General features: G+C 71.9%; 22 protein-coding genes and 1 pseudogene. 12 read left to right on the top strand and 11 right to left on the bottom strand.

What is annotated here, in order from left to right; all coding sequences use genetic code 11:
• The first annotated feature begins 2 nt into the window (after positions 1-2).
• The 4 genes and pseudogenes from mgt (at position 3) to ACQP09_RS29620 (ending at position 4127) form a co-directional block, all read left to right on the top strand.
• Positions 3-1227 (top strand): annotated as a pseudogene (gene mgt, locus ACQP09_RS29605) (macrolide-inactivating glycosyltransferase).
• A gap of 629 nt (positions 1228-1856) precedes the next feature.
• Positions 1857-3062, top strand: coding sequence for a S8 family peptidase (locus ACQP09_RS29610; RefSeq protein WP_433405168.1), 1206 nt, complete (start codon positions 1857-1859; stop codon positions 3060-3062).
• A gap of 131 nt (positions 3063-3193) precedes the next feature.
• On the top strand, positions 3194-3751 hold the full coding sequence (locus ACQP09_RS29615) for a DUF1697 domain-containing protein (RefSeq protein WP_433405171.1): 558 nt from the start codon (positions 3194-3196) through the stop codon (positions 3749-3751).
• Complete coding sequence (locus ACQP09_RS29620; protein WP_432150738.1) at positions 3744-4127, top strand: DUF4440 domain-containing protein; 384 nt, start codon at positions 3744-3746, stop codon at positions 4125-4127. Before ACQP09_RS29615 ends, ACQP09_RS29620 begins: the two co-directional genes overlap by 8 nt.
• 66 nt (positions 4128-4193) lie before the next feature.
• On the opposite strand, the gene ACQP09_RS29625 is transcribed toward ACQP09_RS29620, so the two are convergent.
• Positions 4194-5705 carry an alpha/beta hydrolase gene (locus tag ACQP09_RS29625; RefSeq protein WP_433405175.1) on the bottom strand — a complete coding sequence of 504 codons (1512 nt, stop codon included), beginning with the start codon at positions 5703-5705 and terminating at the stop codon, positions 4194-4196.
• 214 nt (positions 5706-5919) lie between these two features.
• Here ACQP09_RS29625 and ACQP09_RS29630 point away from each other — a divergent pair, with 214 nt between their 5' ends.
• The 8 genes from ACQP09_RS29630 to ACQP09_RS29665 all read left to right on the top strand — a co-directional run bounded on the left by ACQP09_RS29630 (position 5920) and on the right by ACQP09_RS29665 (position 14681).
• On the top strand, positions 5920-6651 hold the full coding sequence (locus ACQP09_RS29630; RefSeq protein WP_433405178.1) for a MerR family transcriptional regulator: 732 nt from the start codon (positions 5920-5922) through the stop codon (positions 6649-6651).
• 156 nt (positions 6652-6807) lie between these two features.
• On the top strand, positions 6808-8499 hold the full coding sequence (locus tag ACQP09_RS29635) for an ABC transporter ATP-binding protein (protein WP_433405180.1): 1692 nt from the start codon (positions 6808-6810) through the stop codon (positions 8497-8499).
• Positions 8496-10274, top strand: coding sequence for an ABC transporter ATP-binding protein (locus ACQP09_RS29640; protein ID WP_433405183.1), 1779 nt, complete (start codon positions 8496-8498; stop codon positions 10272-10274). The genes ACQP09_RS29635 and ACQP09_RS29640 overlap by 4 nt, the downstream gene beginning before the upstream one ends.
• Before the next feature lie 47 nt (positions 10275-10321).
• Complete coding sequence (locus tag ACQP09_RS29645; RefSeq protein WP_433405186.1) at positions 10322-11380, top strand: iron-siderophore ABC transporter substrate-binding protein; 1059 nt, start codon at positions 10322-10324, stop codon at positions 11378-11380.
• Positions 11381-11465: 85 nt separating this feature from the next.
• A complete protein-coding gene (locus ACQP09_RS29650; protein ID WP_433405189.1) occupies positions 11466-12491 on the top strand; it encodes a FecCD family ABC transporter permease in 1026 nt (341 codons plus the stop codon).
• Complete coding sequence (locus ACQP09_RS29655; protein ID WP_433405191.1) at positions 12488-13564, top strand: FecCD family ABC transporter permease; 1077 nt, start codon at positions 12488-12490, stop codon at positions 13562-13564. Before ACQP09_RS29650 ends, ACQP09_RS29655 begins: the two co-directional genes overlap by 4 nt.
• A 3-nt stretch (positions 13565-13567) precedes the next feature.
• Entirely contained in the window at positions 13568-14401 is an 834-nt protein-coding gene (locus ACQP09_RS29660; protein WP_433405194.1) for an ABC transporter ATP-binding protein, read from the top strand.
• Between the two features lie 82 nt (positions 14402-14483).
• Positions 14484-14681, top strand: coding sequence for a hypothetical protein (locus ACQP09_RS29665; RefSeq protein ID WP_433405196.1), 198 nt, complete (start codon positions 14484-14486; stop codon positions 14679-14681).
• Between the two features lie 271 nt (positions 14682-14952).
• Here the strand turns inward: ACQP09_RS29665 and ACQP09_RS29670 are convergent, their stop codons facing one another.
• From ACQP09_RS29670 to ACQP09_RS29715, 10 genes are all read right to left on the bottom strand, one after another.
• Positions 14953-15708 (bottom strand): sirohydrochlorin chelatase, encoded by a 756-nt coding sequence (locus ACQP09_RS29670; protein WP_433405198.1) that lies wholly within the window; start codon positions 15706-15708, stop codon positions 14953-14955.
• An 8-nt stretch (positions 15709-15716) separates the two neighbouring features.
• Positions 15717-16643, bottom strand: a complete 927-nt coding sequence (locus tag ACQP09_RS29675; RefSeq protein ID WP_433405201.1) for an ABC transporter permease — start codon at positions 16641-16643, stop codon at positions 15717-15719.
• Positions 16630-17421 carry an ABC transporter ATP-binding protein gene (locus ACQP09_RS29680; RefSeq protein WP_326702872.1) on the bottom strand — a complete coding sequence of 264 codons (792 nt, stop codon included), beginning with the start codon at positions 17419-17421 and terminating at the stop codon, positions 16630-16632. The genes ACQP09_RS29675 and ACQP09_RS29680 overlap by 14 nt, the downstream gene beginning before the upstream one ends.
• Before the next feature lie 41 nt (positions 17422-17462).
• Positions 17463-18578: an aliphatic sulfonate ABC transporter substrate-binding protein gene (locus ACQP09_RS29685; RefSeq protein WP_433405203.1), complete on the bottom strand. Its 1116-nt coding sequence runs from the start codon at positions 18576-18578 to the stop codon at positions 17463-17465.
• A 230-nt stretch (positions 18579-18808) separates the two neighbouring features.
• On the bottom strand, positions 18809-20146 hold the full coding sequence (locus tag ACQP09_RS29690; RefSeq protein ID WP_433405205.1) for a sulfate adenylyltransferase subunit 1: 1338 nt from the start codon (positions 20144-20146) through the stop codon (positions 18809-18811).
• 162 nt (positions 20147-20308) lie between these two features.
• Complete coding sequence (gene cysD / locus ACQP09_RS29695; protein ID WP_433405208.1) at positions 20309-21247, bottom strand: sulfate adenylyltransferase subunit CysD; 939 nt, start codon at positions 21245-21247, stop codon at positions 20309-20311.
• The gene (gene cysC, locus ACQP09_RS29700; RefSeq protein WP_010059288.1) at positions 21244-21789 is read right to left on the bottom strand and encodes an adenylyl-sulfate kinase; all 546 of its coding nucleotides are present in this window, start codon (positions 21787-21789) and stop codon (positions 21244-21246) included. Before cysC ends, cysD begins: the two co-directional genes overlap by 4 nt.
• Positions 21790-21812: 23 nt before the next feature.
• Positions 21813-22529 carry a phosphoadenylyl-sulfate reductase gene (locus tag ACQP09_RS29705; protein ID WP_432150753.1) on the bottom strand — a complete coding sequence of 239 codons (717 nt, stop codon included), beginning with the start codon at positions 22527-22529 and terminating at the stop codon, positions 21813-21815.
• Entirely contained in the window at positions 22526-22705 is a 180-nt protein-coding gene (locus ACQP09_RS29710; RefSeq protein ID WP_018491604.1) for a hypothetical protein, read from the bottom strand. Before ACQP09_RS29710 ends, ACQP09_RS29705 begins: the two co-directional genes overlap by 4 nt.
• Positions 22702-24399: a nitrite/sulfite reductase gene (locus ACQP09_RS29715; protein ID WP_433405211.1), complete on the bottom strand. Its 1698-nt coding sequence runs from the start codon at positions 24397-24399 to the stop codon at positions 22702-22704. The genes ACQP09_RS29710 and ACQP09_RS29715 overlap by 4 nt, the downstream gene beginning before the upstream one ends.
• Positions 24400-24457 lie beyond the last annotated feature (58 nt).

The raw sequence follows: 24457 nt of genomic DNA on the forward strand, positions 1-24457 counted from the left end.
CGTTGCGTCTCGCTTATGGTGAAGCACATGACCGAATCCCCGCGTGCCCACGTCGCCATGTTCTCCATCGCCGCCCACGGACATGTGAACCCGAGCCTCGAAGTGATCCGCGAGCTCGTCAGCCGTGGGCACCGCGTCAGTTACGCCATTCCCGCCTCGTTCGCCGGGAAGGTCGCGGCCACCGGAGCCGAGCCGGTGATCTACACCTCGACCCTGCCGACCGACGACGACCCCGAGGCGTGGGGCACCGAACTGATCGACAACCTCGAACCCTTCCTCGACGACGCCGTCCAGGCGCTTCCGCAGCTGATCGCCGCCTTCGACGGCGACGAACCCGACCTCGTCCTGCACGACATCACCTCCTATCCCGCCCGCGTCCTCGCCCATCGCTGGGGCGTCCCCGCCGTCTCCCTCTGGCCCAACCTGGTGCCGTGGGAGGGGTACGAGAAGGAGGTCGGCGAGCCGATGACGGCCGAGCTCAAGCAGACCGAGCGCGGCAGGGCGTACTACGACCGCTTCGCGAGCTGGCTCGCCGACAACGGCCTCGGCCATGTCTCCAGCGACGACTTCGTGGCCCGCCCGCGCCGCGCTCTCGTCCTGATTCCGGAGGCGCTCCAGCCCAACGCGGACCGGGTGGACCACGAGATGTACACCTTCGTCGGCGCCTGCCAGGGCGACCGGGCCGACCAGGGGGAGTGGGAGCGGCCGGCCGGGGCGGAGAAGGTGCTCCTGGTCTCGCTCGGCTCCTCGTTCACCAAGCAGCCCGCCTTCTACCGGGAGTGCGTGGCGGCCTTCGGTGACCTGCCCGGCTGGCACGTGGTCCTCCAGATCGGCGCGCACGTCGACCCGGCCGAGCTCGGTGACGTACCGGCGAACGTCGAAGTGCACGCGTGGGTGCCGCAGTTGGCGGTGCTGAAGCAGGCCGACGCGTTCATCACCCATGCCGGTGCGGGCGGCAGTCAGGAAGGGCTCGCCACGGGGACGCCGATGGTGGCGGTGCCGCAGGCCGTCGACCAGTTCGGCAACGCCGACATGCTCCAGGCGCTCGGTGTGGCCCGGCACGTCCCGATGGAGGAGGCCGACGCGGCGACGCTCCGCGAGGCCGTGCTCGCCCTGGTCGGCGACCCGGAGGTGGCGGAGCGGTCGGCGCGGCTGCGCGAGCGGATGGCGGAGGAAGGCGGCACGCTTCGGGCGGCCGACCTGATCGAGGCCGAACTGGCTGTCTGACCGGGGCCGAACCGTCTCCGGCCGAGGCCGAACTGGCTGTCCGGCCGGGACCGAACCGCCTTTCCGGCCAGGGCTGAACCATCCCTCTGAGCGGATCCGTTGCACTGATATCCGGACGTTGTCCGCCCCGCCCCGCACCACCGCAGAGCGCCGTGGTGCGGGGCGGGGCGCTCGTCTGTGCGATGCCCGTGGTCGTTGCATCTGCACGCACCCCCCGAGTGACTCCACATATCCGGCGCGGGACTTCACCCCTCTCGCGCACTTCTTCACGCACGTTCACATGTCTTCACGCATACCCGTGAGCGATCGATGGCGTCGGCACCGGGGGTGCGGAGGTGCGGTGTGCGGCGGCGCGAAGGGGTCGTCAGCGCCTGTGAGCTGCTGGTTTCCTGTCCCGGGGTCCTCCTGGCGGACCCTCGATCCGCCTTTGTTGCCCGCATGTTGACGACCGCTGACCGTTGTGACCCGCCCTGGCCGATTTCTTGTTACGAAACCTTGTTGAGTAAGTCACAGCTGCAAGGGGGTCTTGATCTGTGCTCGTCAATCGGTCAGGGTTTCGAGCCAGCCCCCGGAGATCTTCCGGCCGGAGGTCAATCCCCCCACAGAGATTGACGAGGAGACCCCTCTTCATGGCCAAGCACCAGCGCACCATCACTCGCCGGACCAAGCTGACCGCCGCGATCACCGCCGTGGCAGCCGCCGCCGGAGTCACCCTGTTCGGAACCTCGTTCGCCGGAGCCGCGCCTGCTCCCATGGGCACGGTCTACGGCGCTGACGCCGAGACCGCCGTCTCCGGCAGCTACATCGTCATGCTGGGCGAGAAGGCGGACAAGTCGAAGCTCGCCAAGGAGTACGGCGGCAAGCTCCAGCGCAACTACTCCTCCAGCATCAACGGCTTCTCCGCCAGCGGCCTTTCGGAGACCGAGGCCAAGCGCCTCGCCGCCGACCCGTCCGTCGCCAAGGTGGTGCAGAACAAGAAGTTCAGCATCAACGCCACCCAGGAGAACCCGCCGTCGTGGGGTCTGGACCGCGTCGACCAGACCGAGACCGCGGGCGACAACGCGTACAACTACCCCGACACCGCCGGTGAGGGCGTCACCGCGTACGTCATCGACACCGGTGTCCGCGTCACCCACGAGGACTTCGAGGGCCGCGCCACCTCCGGCTTCGACGCCGTGGACAACGACGACGACGCCGACGACGGCAACGGGCACGGCACCCACGTGGCGGGCACCATCGCCGGGGCCGCGCACGGCGTCGCCAAGAAGGCCAAGATCGTCGGCGTCCGCGTCCTGGACGACAACGGCTCGGGCACCACCGAGCAGGTCATCGCCGGGATCGACTGGGTCGCCGCCAACGCGTCCGGCCCGTCCGTCGCCAACATGAGCCTGGGTGGCGGCGCCGACCCGGCCCTCGACGAGGCCGTCCAGAAGGCCATCGCCGCCGGCATCACCTTCGGTGTGGCCGCGGGCAACGAGTCCAGCGACGCCGGCCAGGGTTCGCCCTCCCGCGTCCCCGAGGCGATCACCGTCGCCTCGTCCACGGAGGGCGACGAGCAGTCCTCGTTCTCCAACTTCGGCCCCGTCGTGGACATATACGCCCCGGGCTCGGACATCACGTCGACCTGGAACGACAGCGACACCGGCACCAACACCATCTCCGGTACGTCCATGGCGACCCCGCACGTCGTCGGCGCGGCCGCCGTCTACCTCGCCGGCAACCCGGACGCCACCCCGGAGGCGGTCGCCACGGCGCTGACCGAGGGAGCCACCCCGGACGCCATCTCCAACGCGACCGAGGGCACCGCGAACAAGCTCCTCAAGATCGTCGAGTAGGAACCGCCGCCGGACGGAGGCGCCCCACCGCCCCCGTCCGGCACCCGCTCGCGCACAGCAGCCGCCGCGCCCTCCCCCACGGGGCGCGGCGGCTGCGCGCCGGAGGAGGGATCGCTCTAGGGTGTGGGGCCATGACGACGACGTACGCGGCTCTGCTGCGCGGGATCAATGTGAGCGGCCACAAGAGGGTCCCGATGCCGGAACTGCGCACCCTGCTCGGCGAACTGGGCCACACCGGCATCGCCACCCATCTGCAGAGCGGCAACGCCGTCTTCCGCAGCGAGGACCAGGACGAGAACGCGCTCGCCGCCGCCCTGGAGCACGCCCTGCACGAGCGGTTCGGCTTCTCCGTCGACTGCATCGTCCGCAGCGGCGCCTACCTCGCCGCCGTCGCCGACGCCTGCCCGTTCCCCGCCGCCGAGCTGGAGGGCAAGCAGCTCCACGTCACCTACCTCGACCGGGCGATGGACCCCGAACGCCTCGCCGACCTCGCCGCCTTCGACGCACCGGCCTACCTGCCGGAGGCCTTCGAGCTCGGTGACCGCTGCGTCTACCTGTACGCCCCCGACGGACTCGGCCGCTCCAAGCTGGCCGCGGCTCTGGCGCGTCCCCAGCTCACCAAGGGCCTCACCGCCACCACCCGCAACTGGAACACCGTGGCCAAACTTGTGGAGATGACACGTGTCTGAGCCTTCGCCCGCCGTGGCCGCAGCCATCGAAGGCGAACTGCGCCTGCTGGACCCGGTGGTACGCGCCTCCGCGGACCTCCTCGTCTCGCTGCTGCACCCGGAGTTCCGCGAGATCGGCACCAGCGGACGGCTCTGGAACCGGGAGACGATCATCGCGGCGCTCACCGCCGCCGACGCCCCGCGCCCCGGCCCGCTGACCGCCTCCCGGATGCGGGGCGTGGAGCTCTGCTCGGACCTGGTCCACCTCACCTTCGACACGGAGTCCAAGGGCCTGCGCTCCCACCGCAGCTCCCTGTGGCGGCTGACCGGGGCGGGGTGGCGGCTCTACTTCCACCAGGCGACCCCGTTCGTCGACGACCCGTTCGCGGAGGTCTGAGCTTCCGGGGCGGTCGTGGAGCCCGCGGTACGGAGGTGAGCCGCCCGCCCACTCCCGTACCGGCGCTCACCCCGCGCGGCAGAGCGTGTCCCTCGCGGGCATCTTGCCCGTGACGAGGTAGCGCGTGGTGGTGTTCAGCGCGCACGGATTGTCGCCGTACACATAGACCCCGTGACCGCTGTCGTCCACGCTGACCAGCCGGGACCGGTCTGCGAACTTCTGCCGCAGCAGTTTGCCTCCGACGTGCGGGGTGGGCACGTCGCGCAGGTTCTGGACAAGCAGGATGTTGCGCGGCCCGTCGTCGTCGATCGCCACCGGTTCCTCGGCCGGGGCGTACGGCCAGTAGGCGCAGGGGGTGATGTTGGCGGTGGCGGCGCCGAACATCGGGTAGCGCGCGCGGTCCTCGGCGACGCCCTTCCGATAGGTGTCCACACGGGTGGGCCACTTGACGTCGTTGCAGCTCACGGCGAGGAAGACGGAGAGCTGGTTGTCCATCGACGGAGGGGTGTCCGCCGCGGCACCGCGGGCGCCCGCCGTGCGCACGGCCTTGGCATCGTCGCTCTTCAGCGCCTGCCAGTACTGGGCGAGTTTCGCGTACTGCACCTCTTTGAAGAGGAGGCCGAAGGTGAGCTGGCGCAGCACATTGCCGTCGAAGCCGTCGACCGGCTCCTTGTCCAGCCGTTCCGCGAGGGCGAAGTAGGTCCTGCGGACCTGGGCGACGGTACGGCCGAGCCCGTAACTGTCGTGGCGGTCGGCCGCCCACCGTGCGAAGTCGGGGAACGTCTGCTCCACCCCGAGCGCGTAGCGGCGCATCCCGTCCCGGTCGAGGTGGGTGTCGCCGATGTTGCTGTCGAGCACGATCCGGTCGGAGCGCTCGGGGAACATCGACGCGTAGGCGGCCCCGAGTGCCGTCCCGTAGGAGTAGCCCAGGAAGCTGGTCCTCTCCTCGCCGAGCGCGTCCCGGATGCGGTCCAGGTCGCGTGCGGTGTTGGCCGTGGTCAGGTGGGGCAGCACTCCGCCCTTGTCGCGGTTCGCGCACTGCTCGGCCACCTTCTCGACCACCTCGGCCCGAGCGGTGACGGCCGCGTCGTCGACCGCGTACGGCGGGATGTTGGCGAAGTAGGGGCCCTCCGGGGTGAATCCGCAGGTCACCGCTGCCGAGCGCCCGATGCCCCGGGTGTCCATGCCGATCACGTCGTAGGTGTCCAGCACCTCGGAGGGGATCCCTCGATTCGCCAGGAAGGCGGGCTGCGACAGTCCGGAGCCGCCGGGACCGCCCGGATTGAGCATGAGCGTGCCGCGCCGCTTCCCGGGGTCCGTGCTGGCCAGCCGGGAGATCATCAGCTCGATCGAGTCGCCGCCCGGGTCGGCGTAGTCCTTCGGTACGGGAACGGTCGCGCACTTCAGCACGACCGGCGCCGCCTCGGCAGCCACGTCCTCGGGGCAGTCGCCCCACCGTACGGTCGATCCTTCCTTCTGTTGCGCACCTGCCGGCCCCGTGCCGAGCGATCCGCTCAGGCCGAGGCCGAGGGCGATCGCCAGGGCCGCGCTCCGCCGGATACCGCGTTGTCGTGTCATGTCGGCTCTCCCCATACAACCGTGCCGGTGCTGTGGTCGCTCCCATCGCACTCCGTGCCCCAAGGGCATGGTCAAGTCGGCGGTGCGGGCCGGGCCCTGGCGGCGACGGGGATGGACCGCACCGCGCGGGGGCAGGGGAGTGAACGGGACCTCCCTTCCGGGACGGCCCTCGTCGGCGCCGACGAAGTGCGGAGCATCCGGGAAAGGGTCTGCTGTGGCGTGGAGCACGAGTCAACTGGCCGAACTCGCCGGCACGACGCTCAAGACCGTCCGGCACTACCACCGGCTGGGGCTGCTGGAGGAACCCGCGCGGTCGGCCAACGGCTACAAGCGGTACGGCGTGACCCACCTGGTCCGCGTGATGGCTATCCGGCGGCTGACCGACCTGGGTGTGCCGCTGGCCGACATCCCCTCGATGGAGGCCGCCGACGGCAGGCCGGAGGAGATCCTGCGGGCCCTGGACGCCGAACTCGCGGCGGACATCGACCGGCGGCAGCGGATGCGCCGTGAGATCGCGGCGGTCCTGGAGGAGGGGGTCTCCCTCGGCCTCCCCGCGGACTTCGGGGCCGCCGCCGCGGACCTGCCACGGGCCCAGCAGTCCCTGCTGTTGGCGTACTCGAGCATCCTCACGCCGAGGGCGATGGCGCTCATCAAGGAGCAGTACTCCCGGCCCCGGGACGAGGTCGCCGAGGAGTTCGAGAACCTCCCCGTCGACGCGCCCGAGGACGTTCGCCGCCGGCTGGCCGGCCACCTGGCGGCCGAGGCCCGGGAGCAGCAGGAGGCCCACCCCTTCATCTCGGACCTGGACGCCGCCTCCCGCCGGGACGGGGCGCTCGCCCGGTCGGTCGTCGCGCAGGCCCTGGTCGCGTTCTACAACGAGGCTCAGCTTGACGTCCTGCGCAGGATGCACGCCCTGCTCGAACCGGACGGGCCCGCCGAAACCTGACCGGGCGCCCCGGGGCGGGCCTTCCGGGGCGGGTCTCCCGGGGTCCGTTCCGCACCGGGCGCCGCACAAGTTAGCCTTACCTGCGTTTGGCTGGAGTCGAGTGGCCGGAAGTCGCCCCTTCTCCTCTGACCGGTACACGCTATGAGGAGCAGGTGGGTGGGGGCTGACAGGTCCGGGCGCGGTGTCATACGCCGTGCCGTCGCAGGGCAGCGCCGGGACGTCGTCGTCGGTTCGCTGCTGGGCGCCGCCCATCAGACCGGCGAAGCGCTCGTCCCCGTACTCATCGGGATCATCGTCGACCGTGCGGTGGTCCGGCCCGACGGGGGAGCGCTCGCCGTCTGGCTGGTCGTCCTCGCCGTCGTCTACGCGATGCTGTCGTACGGCTTCCGCTTCGGCGCCCGGGCCGGTGAGCGCGCCGCTGAGCAGGCCGCGCACCAGCTGCGCCTCGATGTCGTACGCCGCGTCCTCGCCCCGCACGGCGGCGCCGAGGCCGGACGGCCGCCCGGCGCCCTGGTCAACGTGGCCACCGAGGACGCCCGGCGGGTCGGGGCCCTCAACATGGCCCTCACCCTCGGCATCGCCGCCGTCGTCGGCGTCGTCGCGGGAGCGGTCCTGCTGCTGCGCGCCTCCGTCCCGCTCGGCCTCCTCGTCCTGATCGGCGCCCCGTTCCTCATGGCGCTCGGCCACTACCTCGCCCGCCCGCTGGAACACCGCAGCCAGGCCGAACAGGAACGCGCCGCGCACGCCTCCGGGGTCGCCGCCGACCTGGTCGCCGGCGTCCGCGTACTCAAGGGCCTCCGGGCCGAGCGCGCCGCCGTCGCCCGGTACCGCTCCACCAGCCAGGCCTCCCGCGAGGCCAACGTGCGCGCCGCCCGCGCCGCCGCACTCCAGACCGGGCTGATGCTCACCCTCACCGGCGCCTTCATCGCCCTGGTCGCCCTCGTCGGCGGACGCCTGGTGCTCAGCGGCTCCATCGGCCTCGGGGCCCTGGTCTCCGCCGTCGGCCTCGCCCTCTTCCTGCCCGGACCGATCGCCGTACTGGCCTGGGTCGGCGCCGAACTCGCCAAGGCCCGCGCCTCCGCCGCCCGCATCGCCGACGTGCTGGCCGCACCCGGCGAGACCACCGGCGGCGCCGCGGAGCCCGCCACTCCCGCCTCCGGAGAGCTGCGGCTGCACGGCCTCGGCCACGCCGGGCTCGACGGAATCGACCTCACCGTCCGGCCCGGCGAGCACCTCGGCATCGTGGTCACCGACACCGCCGACGCCGCCACCCTGCTGCACTGCCTGGCCCGCCGCTGCGACCCGGACCGAGGACGCGTCGAGCTCGACGGCACCCCGGTCACCGAACTCGCGCCCGCCGCCCTGCGCTCCGCGCTCCTGGTGGCCGAGCACGACGCCCAGCTCTTCGACGGCACCCTCCTCGACAACGTCACGGCCGCCGCCCCCGCCGGAGCCGACCCGCAGCCGGCCATGGACGCCGCCGCCGTCGACGAGGTCGCCGCGACCCTGCCCGGCGGCACCTCCGGGCGGATCGGCGAGCGCGGCAGCTCCCTCTCCGGCGGCCAGCGCCAGCGCGTCGCGCTGGCCCGCGCGCTCGCCGCCGACCGCTCGGTCCTGGTCGTGCACGACCCGACGACCGCCGTCGACGCCGCCACCGAGGCCCGCATCGCCACCGGCATCCGCCGCGCCCGCACCGGCCGCACCACGGTCCTGGTCACCAGCAGCCCGGCGCTCCTCGCCGCCACCGACCGGGTCGTCCTCATCGACGGCGGCACCGTCACCGCCGAGGCCCCGCACGAGGACCTCGTACGCGACCATCCCGTCTACCGCTCGGCGGTGCTCACATGACCACTCCATCGGGCATATCGGATGTAGCGGACGGCAGTGCCGAGCTGCTCCCCATCGCCACCGGCGCCCGCACCCGGGCCGCCCTGCGCACCCTGATCCGCCCGGACCGGGGCCGCGCGGTCCTGGGTCTCGGCGTCCTGGTCGGCGCCACCGCCGTCGGGCTCCTCGTCCAGCCGCTGCTCGGCCGCATCGTCGACATCGTCGCCGACGGCCGCTCCGCCGACGCCCTGACGCTGCCCGTCGTCCTGCTCCTCGTGGTCGCCGTCGTCCAGGGCCTCACCACCACCTTCGGCCTGACCCAGATCGCCCGGCTCGGCGAGACCGTCCTCGCCCGGCTCCGCGAACAGTTCGTCGAGCGCGCCCTGCACCTCCCCGCCGACCGCCTGGAGCGGGCCGGCGCAGGCGACCTCACGGCCAGGGTCACCGGAGACGTCGCCCGGGTCGCGGAAGCCGTCCGCTCGGCGCTCCCGGAGATGGCCCGCTCGGTCCTCGCGATCGTGCTGACCCTCGGCGCGATGGCGCTGCTGGACGTACGGTTCCTCCTCGCCGCGCTCCTCGCCGTACCGGTCCAGGCGCTCACGGCACGGTGGTACGTACGCCACGCCGTCACCGTCTACGCCGACCAGCGGGTCGCCAACGGCGCCCAGCAGCAACAGCTCCTGGAGACCATCGGCGGAGCGGTGACCGTGCGCGGCCACCGGCTGGAGGAGCAGCACACGGAGAAGAGCGCGGCCCGCTCGCGCAAGGCCGTCGAGCTGACCATGCGCAGCGTCCACCTCGTGCTCGGCTTCTACGCGCGGCTGCACATCGCGGAGTACATCGGCCTGGCCGCCGTCCTGGTCACCGGGTTCTTCCTGGTCCGCGACGGCTCCGTCTCCATCGGTACGGCGACGGCCGCCGCCCTCTACTTCCACAGCCTCTTCGGACCCGTCAACGCCGCCCTCGTCCTCCTCGACGAGGCCCAGTCGGCGGCGGCCGGACTGGCACGGCTGGTCGGCGTGACCGATCTCGAGGCGAGCGCCGTACGGCTGCCGCCCCAGAGGCCGGAACGCACGGCGGCCGTCACCGTCGACGCCGTGAGCCACGCGTACGGGCCCGGCCGCACCGTCCTCCACGACGTCTCCCTCACCCTCCGCACGGGCGAGCACGTGGCGCTCGTCGGCACGAGCGGCGCCGGGAAATCCACTCTGGCCCGCATCGTGGCGGGGGTCCAGCAGCCGACGGAAGGCACGGTCTCCGTAGCGGAGGGAAAGACAGCCCCCTCCGTCGTCCTGGTCACCCAGGAGGTCCACGTCTTCACCGGCACCCTCGCCGAGGACCTCCGCCTCGCCCGCCCCGACGCCACCGACGCCGACCTCCGTACCGCCCTCGCCACCGTGCACGCGCTGGAGTGGGCCGACGCCCTGCCCGACGGGCTCGCCACCGTCGTAGGCGAAGGCGGCCACCGCCTCGACCCCGCCCGCGCCCAGCAACTCGCCCTCGCCCGGCTCGTCCTGGCCGACCCCCCGGTCGCCGTGCTCGACGAGGCCACCGCCGAGGCGGGCAGCGCCGGCGCCCGCACGCTGGAGCGCTCCGCCGAGGCCGCCCTCGCCGGCCGCACCGCCCTGGTCGTCGCCCACCGCCTCACCCAGGCCGTCGCCGCCGACCGGATCGTGGTGCTGGAGGCCGGCCGGGTCGTCGAGAGCGGCACGCACGACGAACTGCGCACCGCCGACGGCCCGTACGCCACCCTCTGGCACGCCTGGTCCGGCAGCCGTGCCGCACCCCACCTCTGACCCCCACGCCGCCCCCCGGCACACCCACCTTCCCGAAGGAAACCGCCATGTCCCGCATGTTCCAGCGCACCCGGCTGACCGCCGTGGCCGCGTCCGCCCTGCTGCTGTTCGGAGCCGCCGCCTGTGGGTCCGGCGAGAGCGACGACAAGGCCGCGCCGTCCGGCGACAGCGCGGCGAAGGGGGCCTTCCCGGTCACCCTCGACCACAAGTACGGCACCACCACCGTCAAGAACGACCCGCAGCGCATCGTCACCGTCGGCCTCTCCGACCAGGACGCGGTCCTCGCCCTCGGCAAGGTGCCGGTCGGCACGACCGAGTGGTTCGGCGAGTTCAAGGGCGCCATCGGCCCGTGGGCCGAGAAGGCCCTCGGCGACAAGGCGCGGCCCACCGTCCTCCACGACGACGGCACCGGCCCCCAGGTCGAGAAGATCGCCTCCCTGCGCCCCGACCTGATCCTCGCGCTGTACTCGGGCCTCACCAAGGACCAGTACCGCACCCTCTCCAAGATCGCCCCGGTCGTCGCCCAGCCGAAGGAGGGCGCGGACTGGGGCATCTCCTGGCAGGACCAGACCACGCAGGTCGGCAAGGCGCTCGGCAAGCCCGACGAGGCGAAGGACCTGGTCGCGAAGACCGAGAAGCACATCGCCGACGCCGCCGCCGCGCACCCCGAGTTCCAGGGGAAGACCGCCGTCATGGCGACCCCGTACGAGGGCATGTACGTCTACGGCCCGCAGGACAACCGCTCGCGCGTGCTGACCGGCCTCGGCTTCCAGCTCCCGAGCGGCCTCGACAAGGTCGTCGGCGAGGCGTTCGGCGCCAACATCAGCAAGGAGCGCACCGACCTCCTCGACACGGACGCCGTCGCCTGGATCGTCACCGACCCGGCCAAGGACGCCAAGAAGCTCCACGCCGACCCGCTGTACGGCAAGCTCGACGCGGTCAAGGAAGGCCGCGAGGTCATGATCAAGGAGAGCAGCCACTTCGGCAGCGCGATCTCCTTCGTGACCCCGCTGAGCATCCCGTACACCGTCGACCGCCTGGTCCCCATGCTGTCGGCCGCCGTCGACGGCAAGACGGACACGAAGGTCGTCCACCCCGCGTCCTGACGCCTGCCCCCCTCCGGGCCGCCCCGCGTCGGCGGGGCGGCCCGCCCACCCCTCCCGTGAGGAACCGGACCGTGGAGCCAGCCCCGTGACCCGCCCCGCCCGATGGCGCCCCGCCCTGCTCGCGGCCTCTCTCGCCGCCGTGCTGGTGGTGCTCTGCCTGCTCTCGCTCGGTCTCGGCGCCCTCCAGATCCCGCCCGGTGACGTGCTCAAGGCGCTCCTCGGCCGGCCGACCGGGCCCCGGATCGAGGACGTGATCTGGTCGGTGCGCGTGCCGCGTACGGCCCTGGGGCTGGCCGCCGGTGCGGCGCTCGGGCTCTCCGGCTGTGTGATGCAGGCGCTGACCCGCAACCCGCTGGCCGACCCCGGCATCCTCGGCGTGAGCGCCGGGGCCGCGTTCGCCATCGTGCTCGCCGCCGGGGTCGCGGGGATCGACTCGCTGCTCGGCTACATCTGGTTCGCGTTCGCCGGAGCGATGGCGGCGAGCATCGTCGTCTACCTGCTGGGGCGGATGGGGCGTTCGGGTTCCACGCCGGTGAAGCTGGCCCTCGCGGGGGTCGCCGTCACCGCCGTGCTCTCCTCGCTGACCAGCGCCATCGTTCTCACCGATCCGGCCGCCCTGGACCGGTTCCGTTTCTGGTCGGCCGGCTCGCTCGCCAACCAGGACGCCTCCACCGTGCTGCGCATCCTGCCCTTCCTCGGCTTCGGCGCCCTCCTCGCGGTGGCGAGCGCGCCCGCCCTCAACAGCCTCGCCCTCGGCGACGACGTGGCCGCGTCGCTCGGCCGCAAGCTCGGCCTCGTACGCCTCCAGGGCGTTGTCGCCGTGACCCTGCTCACCGGGGCGGCGGTCGCGGTGATCGGGCCCGTCGTCTTCATCGGCCTGGTCGTCCCGCACGTCGCCCGGGTGCTCGCCCAGTGGGCCGGACTCGGCCCGGACCACCGCTGGCTGCTGCCGCTCTCGGCCGCGCTGGCCGCCGGGCTGCTGCTCGGCGCGGACATCCTCGGCCGGGTGATCGCCCGGCCCGTGGAGGTCCAGGCCGGGATCATCGTCGCCTTCATCGGCGGCCCCTTCTTCATCGCCCTGGTCCGCCGACGCCGGCTCGCGGAGGTATGACCGTGACCACCGAATCCTTCCGCACGGGGAAGACCGGGGCCCGCCCCTTCCGCCTGGCCTTCCCGCCGGTCTCGGGCACCCTGCGACCCCGGCAGATCGCCGTCTGCACGGCACTCGTCGTCGCCGTGTTCGTCGCGCTGTGCTGGAACGTCTCCATCGGTGAGTACGGCATCCCGCTCACCGACGTCGCCCGCGCACTGACCGGCTCCGGCGACCCCGGCACCCTCCTCGTCGTCCAGGAACTGCGGCTGCCGCGCGCCATGACCGGGCTCCTCGCGGGGATCGCGTTCGGCATGTCCGGCGCCCTGTTCCAGACGATGACCCGCAACCCGCTCGCCAGCCCCGACATGATCGGCCTCACCCAGGGCGCCGGCACCGCCGTCGTCGCGGGCATCGTGCTCGGCTGGGACTTCGGCCTCGGCACCCAGGCCCTCGGCCTGTTCGGCGCCCTCGCCAGCGCCCTCCTCGTCTACGGGCTCGCCTGGCGGCGCGGCACCACCGGCTACCGCATCATCCTCGTCGGCATCGGCGTCTCCTGGATCTGCCTCAGCGTCACCGACTTCCTGCTCGCCCGGGGCGGCCGCTTCCAGGCACAGGCCGCGCTCGGCTGGCTCGTCGGCAACCTCAACGGCCGCGACTGGCAGCAGGCCGCGCCCCTCGCGTACGCCCTGGTCGTCCTGGTCCCCGCCGCCCTGCTCATCGGCCGCCTCATGCGTACGCTGCAACTCGGCGACGACGTCGCCAAGGGGCTCGGCACCCGCGTCCAGGCCGTCCGCCTCACCGTCCTGCTCACCGGCGTCGGCCTGGTCGCCTTCGCCACGGCGGCGGCCGGGCCCGTGGCGTTCGTGGCACTCGCCGCCCCGCAGATCGCGCAGCGGCTCTGCCGTACGGCCTGGCCGCCGCCGCTCGCCGGCGGACTCACCGGCGCCGCCATCGTCCTCGCGTCCGACGTCCTGGCACGCGAACTGATCCCCGGCACCGAACTGCCCGTCGGGATCGTCACCGGAGTGCTCGGCGCCCCGGTCCTGCTCTGGCTGCTCATCCGCGTCAACCGCGCGGGCTCAGGAGGCTGACCGATGTCCACCGCCGAACCCGACCTGAGGGCGAAGGACCTGCACCTCGGCTACGACGACCGGGCCGTCGTCACCGGCCTCGACCTGGCCGTTCCGCCGGGCCGGATCACCGCCATCGTCGGCGCCAACGCCTGTGGCAAGTCGACCCTGTTGCGCGCCCTGGCCCGGCTGCTGGCCCCGCGCGCGGGAGCGGTCAGCCTGGACGGCCGCACCCTGCACGCCATCCCCACCAGGGAGTTGGCCCAGCAGCTCGGCATCCTGCCGCAGTCGCCGGTCGCCCCCGAGGGCCTCACCGTCATCGACCTGGTGAACCGGGGCCGCTCGCCGCACCAGACGTGGTGGCGGCAGTGGACCAAGGCGGACGAGCACGCGGTGCACGACGCGCTGGCCGCGACCGGCACCACCGACCTCGCCGACCGCGCGGTGGACGAACTCTCCGGCGGCCAGCGCCAGCGCGCCTGGATCGCCATGGCCGTCGCCCAGGGCACCCCGGTCCTCCTCCTGGACGAGCCGACGACGTACCTCGATCTCGCCCATCAGATCGACGTCCTGGACCTCGTCGTGGACCTCAACCGGCGCGAGGGACGCACGATCGTCATGGTCCTGCACGACCTCAACCAGGCCTGCCGGTACGCCGATCACGTCATCGCGATGAAGAAGGGCAGCATCGTCGCCGAGGGCGCCCCCGCCGACGTGATCACCGCCGAGACCGTCGAGGACGTCTTCGGCCTGCGCTGCCAGGTCACCACGGACCCGGTGAGCCGCACCCCGCTGGTGATCCCGGTCGGCCGCCACCACACCCCGGACCCGGAGGAGCCACGGAAGACGCTCGCCTAACGGCCACTGCTACGGCGAACGGCCCACCGCACCACAGCTTCCGGGGGCACGGCCGCCCCGGGCTGTCCTTAGGATCGTGGACATGGCGACGGAGGCAGGGCTGTGGGGAGCGGGGCTGGAAGCCTGGTACGGGCCCGGGACCCCGCTCGTGCAGCGCGTGCGGAGCTACCGCCCTCCTCCGTGCGGCGAGCGGCGACGGTACACCTGGTCGATCGGTGCGGACACGGTGGCCCTCGGGGCGGTCGTCTGCGCGGTCGCCGGGCTGATCGGCCAGAGCTAGGGCCTGTCGTCAAACTGTCGCCTGCCGCGCGACGCCTGGCACGCACTCCCCCAAGCTCTCGGCTTCGCTCGAGCAGGGAGGGACCCCCTCCGGCGTTGCCGAAATGGCCAAGTAGCTCCTTCCCCGAGCTCTCAACTGCGTTCGAGCAGGGGAGACCCCATCCGAGACCATTCCGGCGCCTTGCGATCGCACGCACCATGCGCCGCGCGGCCGCCCTTCGGGCGACGACGGCAGTTTGACGACAGGCCCTAGCGGGTGTCCGCGCCCGGCCTCACGCCGACAGCGACGAAGCCCCCACCATCACCCGCGCCTCGTCGTACCGCTCCAGCAGCAGCCGCGCCAACTCCGGTGCCGGGCCCAGCACATCGGCCAGTACGTCCGCGCCGGCCGCCTCGGCGCCCGCCGCGATGCGGTCCGGGAGGCGGCCGGGCGCGATGACGTACGGCGCCACCGCCACCCGCTCCGCGCCCTCGGCCCGCAGGGCCCGTACCGCGTCCTCGGTACGGGGGAGAGATGCGGAGGCGAACGCAGGCCGCACGGCGCACCAACCGGTGTGCCGCAGCTCCCGCGCGATTTCAGCGATCACTGCGATCGCCTCCGGGTCTGAGGATCCCGCCGAGGCCAGGACGAGCCCGGTCCGGGGGAGGTCGCCGGGGCGGACCCCGGCCTCCCGCAGCCGCCGGCCGAGCGTGGCGTTGAGCAGCGGGGACGGGCCGAGGACGTCGGCCTGGCGGATGTGCAGCCTCGGCAGCCGGGCGCGGGCCTCGCGCAGGACCGACGGGATGTCGGTCTTGGCGTGGAACGCCCGGGTCAACAGGAGCGGCAGGGCGATGACCTCGTCCGCCCCCTCCGTGGCCAGGCGCTCCAGCACCCGGGGCACGGAAGGGGCGTTGAACTCCAGGAACGCCGTCTCCACGCGCAGCCCCGGCCGCCGCTCCCGTACCCGCTCGGTGAGCGCGTGCACGGTCGCGGCGTGCCGTGGGTCGCGGCTGCCGTGGGCGATGACGAGGAGGACGGGGTGGGACATGGCGTGACTCAGTTCTTGACGAGGAGGCCTCGGCTGCGCAGCACCCACCGCTCCAGCGGACTGAAGATCAGCAGGTCGATCGCGATGCCGACGAACAGGATGAGCAGGATGGAGAGGAAGACCCCGGGCATGTCGAAGTTGCTGCGGCCGTTCTCCAGCAACTGCCCGAGACCCAGACCGAGTTCGGGTGAGGAGGCGATGATCTCGGCGGCCATCAGCGACCGCCAGGAGAACGCCCAGCCCTGCTTGAGGCCCGCCAGATAGCCGGGCAGCGCGGCCGGCAGCACGATGTGCCAGGTGCCCCGGATGCCGGTGGCGCCCAGCGTGCGGCCCGCCCGCAGGAACAGCGGCGGCACCTGGTCGACGCCCGAGACCAGCCCGTTGGCGATCGAGGGCACCGCGCCGAGCAGGATCACCGCGTACATCATGCTGTCGTTCAGCCCGAGCCAGATGACCGCCGGGGCCACCCACGCGACCGACGGCAGCGACTGGAGGCCGGACAGGATCGGCCCGATCGCGGCTCGGACCAGCCTCACCCGGGCGACCAACAGCCCCAGCGGCGTACCGATGGCCACCGCGAGGAGGAAGCCGAGCAGACCGCGCGAGACGCTGGTCCAGACGACCTCCAGCAGCGTGCCCTTGAGCCACATCTCCTTGGCGCTGTCCCACACCGCGGACGGCGGCGGCAGCTTGTAGACCTCGGTGACCTCGGCGCGGACCAGCAGCTCCCAGACGACGAGGACCAGCGCCACCGCCACCACGGGCGGCAGCACCTTGCTCTTCAGGACTTCGCGGACCGGGGTGCGGCGGATCTGCACCGCGTCCAGGGCGTCGAGACCGGCCTCCAGGCCGGCCAGGTCGTCCGGCTTCGCGTCGACGGGTCCGGCCGCCGCGTCCGGCCGTTTGCGGTCGGACGTGATGTCAGTGCTGGCCATGTCGGCGGATCTCCCCACGCAGTTCTTCGGTGATCTCGACGGACAGCTCCGCCACGGCGGTGTCCTCGATACGGCGCGGCTGCTCGATGTCGACCGTCCACTCCCGGGCGATCCGGCCCGGCCGGGACGAGAGCAGCACGACGCGCTGCGCGAGCCGTACGGCCTCGCGCACGTTGTGCGTGACGAAGAGGACCGAGGCGTTCGTCTCGCGCCAGATCCGGGTCAGCTCGTCGTGCAGCACATCGCGGGTGATGGCGTCCAGCGCCGCGAACGGCTCGTCCATCAGCAGCAGTTGGCTGTCCTGCGCGAGCGCGCGGGCCATCGCGACCCGCTGCCGCATCCCGCCGGACAGCTCGTGCACCCGCTTGCCGTACGCGCCGCCGAGCCGGACGAGTTCGAGCAGCCGCTCGGCCTCGGTGCGGCGCTCCGACTTGGGGACGCCGCGCAGCCGCAGGGCCAGTTCGATGTTCTTGCCCGCGGTCAGCCACGGGAAGAGGGCGTGCTCCTGGAACATCAGGGCCGGCCGCCCGCCGGGGGTCTCGATGGACCCCGCGGACGGGCGGTCGAGTCCGGCCACCAGATTGAGCAGCGTCGACTTTCCGCACCCGGAGGCTCCCAGGAGGGTGACGAACTCACCCGGAGCGACATCGAGGGTGATGTCGTCCAGGACGAGCTGCTGCCCCGTGGGTCCGGCGAAGGACTTCGAGACGTGCGAGAGACGGGCGGCGTGCTCGACCGTCGTACGGTCCTCGGCCTTGGTGAGGGTGGTGGTCGCCATGGTCGTCACCTCCTGGGAATCCTGGGTCCTGTACGGGTTGGCTACTTGACGCCGAGACCGGCGTCGGAGACCTCGGGCCGGCCCTCAGCCTTGAGGATCTTGTTCAGCGGGCCCAGGTCGTAGATGCCCTCCAGCTTCGGGTTCTCCAGCAGACCGGCCTTCACCGAGAACTCCGACTGGGTCTTGAGCGTGGTGGCCAGCGGGTCGTCGGTGAACTCGACGGACTCCCACGCCGGGTCGAGGATCTCCTGGGGCAGCGGCTTGCCGCTCAGCTTCTCCAGCGCCTTGTTGGCGGAGGCCTTGGCCTCCTCAGGGTTGGCGTTGATCCACTTGTTGGTGGAGACCGAACCCTTGACCACGGCCTCGACGACATCGGGGTGCGCGTCGAGGAACTTCTGCGACACGATGATGTGCGTGATCACGAACTTCTTGTCCGGCCACAGGTCCTTCTCGTCCAGGAGCACCTTCGCGCCCTCGGAGACCAGCTTCGAGGCCGTCGGCTCCGGGACCCACGCGCCGTCCAGCGAACCGGACTTGTAGGCGTCGGGCGTCACCTTGTTGTCCGAGCGGACCACGGAGACATCGCCCTTGCCGCTCTGCGGGTCGACCTTCCAGCCCTTCTCGGAGATCCAGTTGAGGAAGGCCACGTCCTGCGTGTTGCCGATCTGCGGGGTCGCGATCCGCTTGCCCTTGAGGTCGTCCAGCGTCTTGATCTTCTTCGGGTTGACGACCAGCTTCACGCCGCCGGAGGCCGAACCCGCCACGATCCGCAGGCCCTTGCCCTGGGACTTGACGTAGGCGTTGATGGCGGGGGAGGGGCCGATGAAGCCGATGTCGATCGATCCGGCGTTCAGCGCCTCGATCTCGGAGGGGCCCGCGTTGAAGGTCGTCGACTCGACCTTGGTGCCGCCCAGCTCCTTCTGGATGGTGCCTTCCTGGATACCGACCAGGGCGGTGGCGTGCGTGAGGTTCGCGAAGTAGCCGATCTTCACGGTGTCCGCGGAGAGCTTCTTCTCTCCGCTGGAGACGTTCGCCTTCTTCGTGTCGTCGTCCTGGGCGTCGGAGCCGTAACCGCAGGCGGTGGCGGCCAGGGCCAGCAGCGGCAGGGCCGCGACGGCGGCTATCGAGCGGCGAACGGTGGAACGGGGGGCAGGCACGGGAGGCTTTCCTCTCGTTGACCCGGTACTCGCGTCCCGCTGCTGGTCAGGGGGGCGCGGCCGGGAGGTCGGCAGGTCTTCGGCGGTACGGGTGCGGGGGGTTCAGGGCGCGCGAGCGGTGCGCGTACGTCATCACGCACATCGCCCCACGCCTCCCTGGCCGCTGCCGAGGGCGCCGCTGCCCACCCGGCCGCCCTCCTTCGCGAAGGTGGAGAAGAAGTCACCGGTCATCAGAAGTCCCATTCGGCGTCGTCGTCGGCGGCCTGCGCGACGGCTTCGGCGACCGCGGCGAACGCGGCGCCCGCCATGCCGGCGCTCAGCGTCGTCCCGTCCGCCGGGTCGATCAGCAGGAACGAGCCGGTGCGCCGCGAGTCCTCGTACGTGTCGAGCGCGAGCGGCTCGGCGGTGCGCACGACGACCCGGCCGATGTCGTTGGCGACCAGCTGCCCGGGCGCCGGGTGCTGGGAGAGGTCGTCCAGGGTCAGCCGCGACGGGATGTCCTTGACGATCGCCTTGACCGTACGGGTGGTGTGCTTCAGCAGCACCCGCTGGCCCACCGAGAGCGGCTGGTCCGCCACATGGCAGACGGTCGCCTCGACGTCCTGGGTCACCGGCGGCACGTCGGCGGCCGGGGCGATCAGGTCACCGCGCGAGATGTCGATGTCGTCGGCCAGCCGGAGCGTCACGGACTGCGGCGCCCAGGCGATGTCCACGCTCTCGCCGAGCGCGTCGATACCGGTGATCGTGGTCGTACGCCCGGACGGGAGTACGGAGACGGCCTCGCCGACCCGGAAGACCCCGGCCGCGATCTGACCGGCGTACCCCCGGTAGTCCGGGAGCTCGGCGGTCTGCGGGCGGATCACGTACTGCACGGGGAAGCGCGCGTGGCAGGCGGTGAGGTCGTGGCTGACCGGGACCGTCTCCAGGTGCTCCAGGACGGTCGGCCCGCCGTACCAGTCCATGTGCGCGGACGGCTCCACCACGTTGTCCCCGGCCAGCGCCGAGATCGGGATCGCGGTGATCTCCGGGACGCCGAGGGACGCGGCGTACGCGGTGAACTCCTCGGCTATGGCGGCGAACACGGGCTCCGCGTAGTCGACCAGGTCCATCTTGTTGACGGCCAGCACCACGTGCGGGACGCGCAGCAGCGCGGCGACGGCGGCGTGGCGGCGGGTCTGCTCGACGACCCCGTTGCGGGCGTCGACCAGGACCACGGCCAGCTCGGCGGTGGAGGCGCCGGTCACCATGTTCCGGGTGTACTGCACATGGCCCGGGGTGTCGGCGAGGATGAAGCGGCGGCGGGTGGTGGCGAAGTAGCGGTAGGCGACATCGATGGTGATGCCCTGCTCGCGCTCGGCCCGCAGCCCGTCGGTGAGCAGCGCCAGGTCCGGCGCCTCCTGCCCGCGGTTGAGCGACGCCTGCTCGACGGCCTCCAGCTGGTCGGTGAGGACCGACTTGGAGTCGTGCAGCAGACGTCCCACGAGGGTGGACTTGCCGTCGTCCACCGAACCGGCGGTGGCGAAGCGCAGCAGGGTGGTGGCCGACAACTGCTCAGCTGTGGTGGTCATGGGGGCCTCTCGTGTGGATCAGGCCGGATCAGGGAGCGGGGACTGGTGCCGTGCATCGCAAGGCGGAGGAGGGAGTCATGGCGGAGCCATGGTGAGTGACGACAACGCGGCGAGGTGCGGTGCCAGGGCCCGCGAGCCCGGCCTGGTCCACACGAGAGGCCCTCAGAAATACCCCTCGCGCTTGCGGTCTTCCATCGCGGCCTCGGACATCTTGTCGTCGGCGCGGGTCGCGCCCCGCTCGGTGAGCCGGGAGGCGGCGATCTCGGTGATCACGGCGTCCAGCGTGGTGGCGTCGGAGTCGACGGCACCGGTGCAGGACATGTCGCCGACCGTGCGGTAGCGCACGAGCCGGGTCTCGGTGGCCTCGTGCTCCTTGGGGCCGCCCCAGTGCCCGGCGGTCAGCCACATGCCGTTGCGGTTGAAGACCTCGCGCTCATGGGCGAAGTAGATCTCCGGCAGCTCGATCCCCTCGCGCTCGATGTACTGCCAGACGTCCAGCTCGGTCCAGTTGGAGATCGGGAAGACCCGGACGTGCTCACCGGGGGCGTGCCGGCCGTTGTACAGCTGCCACAGCTCGGGGCGCTGGCGGCGCGGGTCCCACTGCGAGAACTCGTCGCGCAGCGAGAAGACCCGCTCCTTGGCGCGCGCCTTCTCCTCGTCGCGCCGCCCGCCGCCGAACACCGCGTCGAAGCGGTGCTGCTGGATCGCCTCGGTGAGCGGCACGGTCTGGAGCGGGTTGCGGGTGCCGTCGGGGCGCTCGCGGAGCTTTCCGCCGTCGATGTACTCCTGCACGGAGGCGACATGGAGCCGCAGCCCGTGCTTCTTCACCGTACGGTCGCGGTACTCCAGGACCTCCGGGAAGTTGTGCCCGGTGTCCACGTGCAGCAGCGTGAACGGCACCGGCGCCGGCGCGAACGCCTTGAGCGCCAGGTGCAGCATCACGATGGAGTCCTTGCCGCCGGAGAACAGGATCACCGGCCGCTCGAACTCCCCCGCCACCTCACGGAAGATGTGGACCGCCTCGGACTCCAGGGAGTCCAGGTGGCTGAGCGCGTACGGGTTCGCGGTGTCCCCGGACACGGTGGTGGTGACGGCACTCACGCCAGGCCCCTCTCGGTGAGCAGCGCGTGGAGCGCCGCCGCTGACTCCTGCACGGTCTGCTGGTGCGACTCGATGCGCAGGTCGGGCGATTCGGGCGCCTCGTAGGGGTCGTCGACCCCGGTGAGACCGCTGATCTCGCCGGCCGCCTGCTTGGCGTAAAGGCCCTTCACATCCCGTACGGAGCACACTTCGACGGGCGTCGCCACGTGCACCTCCAGGTAGGTGGTGGACTCGGCGGCGTGCCGCTTGCGGACCGCCTCGCGGCTGTCGGCGAACGGGGCGATGACGGGGACGAGCACCTTCACGCCGTTGGCGGCGAGGAGTTCGGCGACGAAGCCGATGCGGGCCACGTTGGTGTGCCGGTCCTCGCGGGAGAAGCCGAGCCCCGCGGAGAGGAACTCCCGGATCTCGTCGCCGTCGAGCACCTCCACCTTGTGGCCTTCGGTCCGCAGCCGGCCCGCCAGCTCGTACGCGATGGTGGTCTTGCCCGCGCTCGGCAGACCGGTGAGCCAGATCGTGGCTCCCGTCTCCGTCACGCTCATCGAACTCTCCTGATCAGTCGTCATCAGCCGTGCAGCCCGCATTCGGTCTTGCCCCGTCCGGCCCAGCGGCCGGCCCGTGCGTCCTCGCCCTCCAGCACCCGGCGGGTGCAGGGCGCGCAGCCGACGGAGGCGTAACCGTCCATCAGCAGCGGGTTGGTGAGCACCCCGTGCTCCAACACGTAGGCGTCCACGTCGTCCTGGGTCCAGCGGGCGATGGGGGAGACCTTCACCTTGCGGCGCTTGGCGTCCCAGCCGACGACCGGGGTGTTCGCCCGGGTCGGGGACTCGTCGCGGCGCAGCCCCGTCGCCCACGCGGCGTACGCGGTCAGGCCGTCCTCCAGCGGCTTGACCTTGCGCAGCGCGCAGCACAGGTCGGGGTCGCGGTCGTGCAGCTTCTCGCCGTACTCCGCGTCCTGCTCGGCCACGGTCTGCCGGGGGGTGATCGTGATGACGTTGACGTCCATCACCGCGTCCACCGCGTCCCGCGTCCCGATGGTCTCCGGGAAGTGGTAGCCGGTGTCCAGGAAGACCACGTCGACGCCCGGCAGCACCCGCGAGGCCAGGTGCGCGACCACGGCGTCCTCCATGGAGGAGGTGACGCAGAAGCGCGGCCCGAAGGTGTCGGTGGCCCACTTCAGGATCTCGGTGGCGGAGGCGTCCTCCAGCTCCCGGCCCGCCCGCTCGGCCAGCTCCTGGAGTTCGCGGTCGGTGAGCTCACCACTGATCAGAGTGTCCGTCATATCCGGTCCCCTTCACCGTCGTTGCGCTGGACGCCCCGGGCCAGCAGGCCCAGGAACTTCAGCTGGAACGCACGGTTGCAGGAGGCGCATTCCCAGGCGCCGTGACCGGTCTCGTTGGGGCGCAGGTCCTCGTCGCCGCAGTACGGGCAGTGGAACGGGGCGGCTCGCTCGCTCATGACAGCGACTCCGCACTGGCGCGCGCCGCCCAGGTCGCGAAGCGCTCGCCGTCCTCGCGCTCCTCCTGGAACTTGCCGAGCACCCGCTCGACGTAGTCCGGCAGCTCGGCCGAAGTGACCTTCAGACCACGGACCTTGCGGCCGAACCCGGCCTCCAGGCCGAGCGCGCCACCGAGGTGCACCTGGTAGCCCTCGACCTGGTTGCCGTCGCCGTCCAGCATCAACTGGCCCTTGAGACCGATGTCCGCGACCTGGATGCGGGCGCAGGCGTTCGGGCAGCCGTTGATGTTGATGGTGATCGGGTGGTCGAACTCCGGGATGCGGCGCTCCAGTTCGTCGATGAGCGAGGCTCCGCGCGCCTTCGTCTCGACGATCGCCAGCTTGCAGAACTCGATGCCGGTGCAGGCCATCGTGCCGCGCCGGAACGGGGACGGCGTGACCTTGAGGTCCAGCGCCTCCAGACCGGCGACCAGGGAGGCGACCTGCTCCTCGGCCACGTCCAGCACGATCATCTTCTGCTCGGCGGTGGTCCGCACCCGGCCGGAGCCGTGCGCCTCGGCCACCTCCGCGATCTTGGTGAGCGTGGAGCCGTCGACCCGGCCCACCCGCGCGGCGAAGCCGACGTAGAAACGGCCGTCCTTCTGCCGGTGCACCCCGAGGTGGTCGCGCCAGGTCTGCGCGGGCTGCTCGGGCGCGGGCCCGTCGACCAGCTTCCGCTTCAGGTACTCGTCCTCCAGGACCTGGCGGAACTTCTCCGCGCCCCAGTCCGCGACCAGGAACTTCAGCCGGGCGCGGGTGCGCAGCCGCCGGTAGCCGTAGTCGCGGAAGATCCCGATGACCCCGCCGTACACGTCCGGCACCTCGTCCAGCGGCACCCAGGCGCCGAGCCGGACGCCGAGCTTGGGGTTGGTGGAGAGGCCGCCGCCGACCCAGAGGTCGAAGCCGGGGCCGTGCTCGGGGTGGTTCACGCCGACGAAGGCGATGTCGTTGATCTCGTGCGCCACGTCCAGGTGCGGCGAGCCGGAGACGGCGGACTTGAACTTGCGGGGCAGGTTGGAGAAGTCCGGGTTGCCGATGAAGCGGCGCTGGATCTCGTCGATGGCGGGGGAGCCGTCGATGATCTCGTTCTCGGCGATACCCGCCACCGGCGAGCCGAGGATGACGCGGGGCGTGTCACCGCAGGCCTCGGTGGTGGAGAGGCCCACCTCTTCGAGCCGCCGCCAGATCTCCGGCACGTCCTCGATCCGGATCCAGTGGTACTGCACGTTCTGCCGGTCCGTGAGGTCGGCGGTCCCGCGCGCGAACTCCTGGGAGATCTCACCGATCACCCGCAGCTGCTGCGTGGTCAGCCGGCCGCCGTCGATCCGGACGCGCAGCATGAAGTACTTGTCGTCCAGCTCCTCCGGCTCCAGCACGGCCGTCTTGCCGCCGTCGATGCCGGGCTTGCGCTGGGTGTACAGCCCCCACCAGCGCATGCGTCCCCGCAGGTCGTTGGGGTCGATGGAGTCGAAGCCGCGCTTGGAGTAGATCGTCTCAATACGTGTCCGTACGTTGAGACCGTCGTCGTCCTTCTTGAACTGCTCGTTCCCGTTGAGGGGGGTGTGGTGGCCCACGGCCCACTGACCCTCGCCACGGTGGCGTCCGGCCTTGCGGCGGGGCGTGGTGGTCGCAGGCTGTTCCGGGGTAGCGGCCATGACAGGTACGTCCTTCGGGACTGCAGGAGGGCGGCTCTGAGCGGCACACTCGCGCGGA

Source organism: Streptomyces sp. CA-146814 (assembly GCF_050942385.1).
Classification (GTDB): Bacteria; Actinomycetota; Actinomycetes; order Streptomycetales; family Streptomycetaceae; genus Streptomyces.

Coding starts and splice junctions, on each gene's coding strand:
- ACQP09_RS29610 (WP_433405168.1), top strand. CDS start 1,857: ATGGCCAAGCACCAGCGCACCATCACTCGCCGGACCAAGCTGACCGCC.
- ACQP09_RS29615 (WP_433405171.1), top strand. CDS start 3,194: ATGACGACGACGTACGCGGCTCTGCTGCGCGGGATCAATGTGAGCGGC.
- ACQP09_RS29625 (WP_433405175.1), bottom strand. CDS start 5,705: ATGACACGACAACGCGGTATCCGGCGGAGCGCGGCCCTGGCGATCGCC.
- ACQP09_RS29640 (WP_433405183.1), top strand. CDS start 8,496: ATGACCACTCCATCGGGCATATCGGATGTAGCGGACGGCAGTGCCGAG.
- ACQP09_RS29645 (WP_433405186.1), top strand. CDS start 10,322: ATGTCCCGCATGTTCCAGCGCACCCGGCTGACCGCCGTGGCCGCGTCC.
- ACQP09_RS29655 (WP_433405191.1), top strand. CDS start 12,488: ATGACCGTGACCACCGAATCCTTCCGCACGGGGAAGACCGGGGCCCGC.
- ACQP09_RS29660 (WP_433405194.1), top strand. CDS start 13,568: ATGTCCACCGCCGAACCCGACCTGAGGGCGAAGGACCTGCACCTCGGC.
- ACQP09_RS29665 (WP_433405196.1), top strand. CDS start 14,484: ATGGCGACGGAGGCAGGGCTGTGGGGAGCGGGGCTGGAAGCCTGGTAC.
- ACQP09_RS29670 (WP_433405198.1), bottom strand. CDS start 15,708: ATGTCCCACCCCGTCCTCCTCGTCATCGCCCACGGCAGCCGCGACCCA.
- ACQP09_RS29675 (WP_433405201.1), bottom strand. CDS start 16,643: ATGGCCAGCACTGACATCACGTCCGACCGCAAACGGCCGGACGCGGCG.
- ACQP09_RS29680 (WP_326702872.1), bottom strand. CDS start 17,421: ATGGCGACCACCACCCTCACCAAGGCCGAGGACCGTACGACGGTCGAG.
- ACQP09_RS29690 (WP_433405205.1), bottom strand. CDS start 20,146: ATGACCACCACAGCTGAGCAGTTGTCGGCCACCACCCTGCTGCGCTTC.
- cysC (WP_010059288.1), bottom strand. CDS start 21,789: ATGAGCGTGACGGAGACGGGAGCCACGATCTGGCTCACCGGTCTGCCG.
- ACQP09_RS29705 (WP_432150753.1), bottom strand. CDS start 22,529: ATGACGGACACTCTGATCAGTGGTGAGCTCACCGACCGCGAACTCCAG.
- ACQP09_RS29710 (WP_018491604.1), bottom strand. CDS start 22,705: ATGAGCGAGCGAGCCGCCCCGTTCCACTGCCCGTACTGCGGCGACGAG.
- ACQP09_RS29715 (WP_433405211.1), bottom strand. CDS start 24,399: ATGGCCGCTACCCCGGAACAGCCTGCGACCACCACGCCCCGCCGCAAG.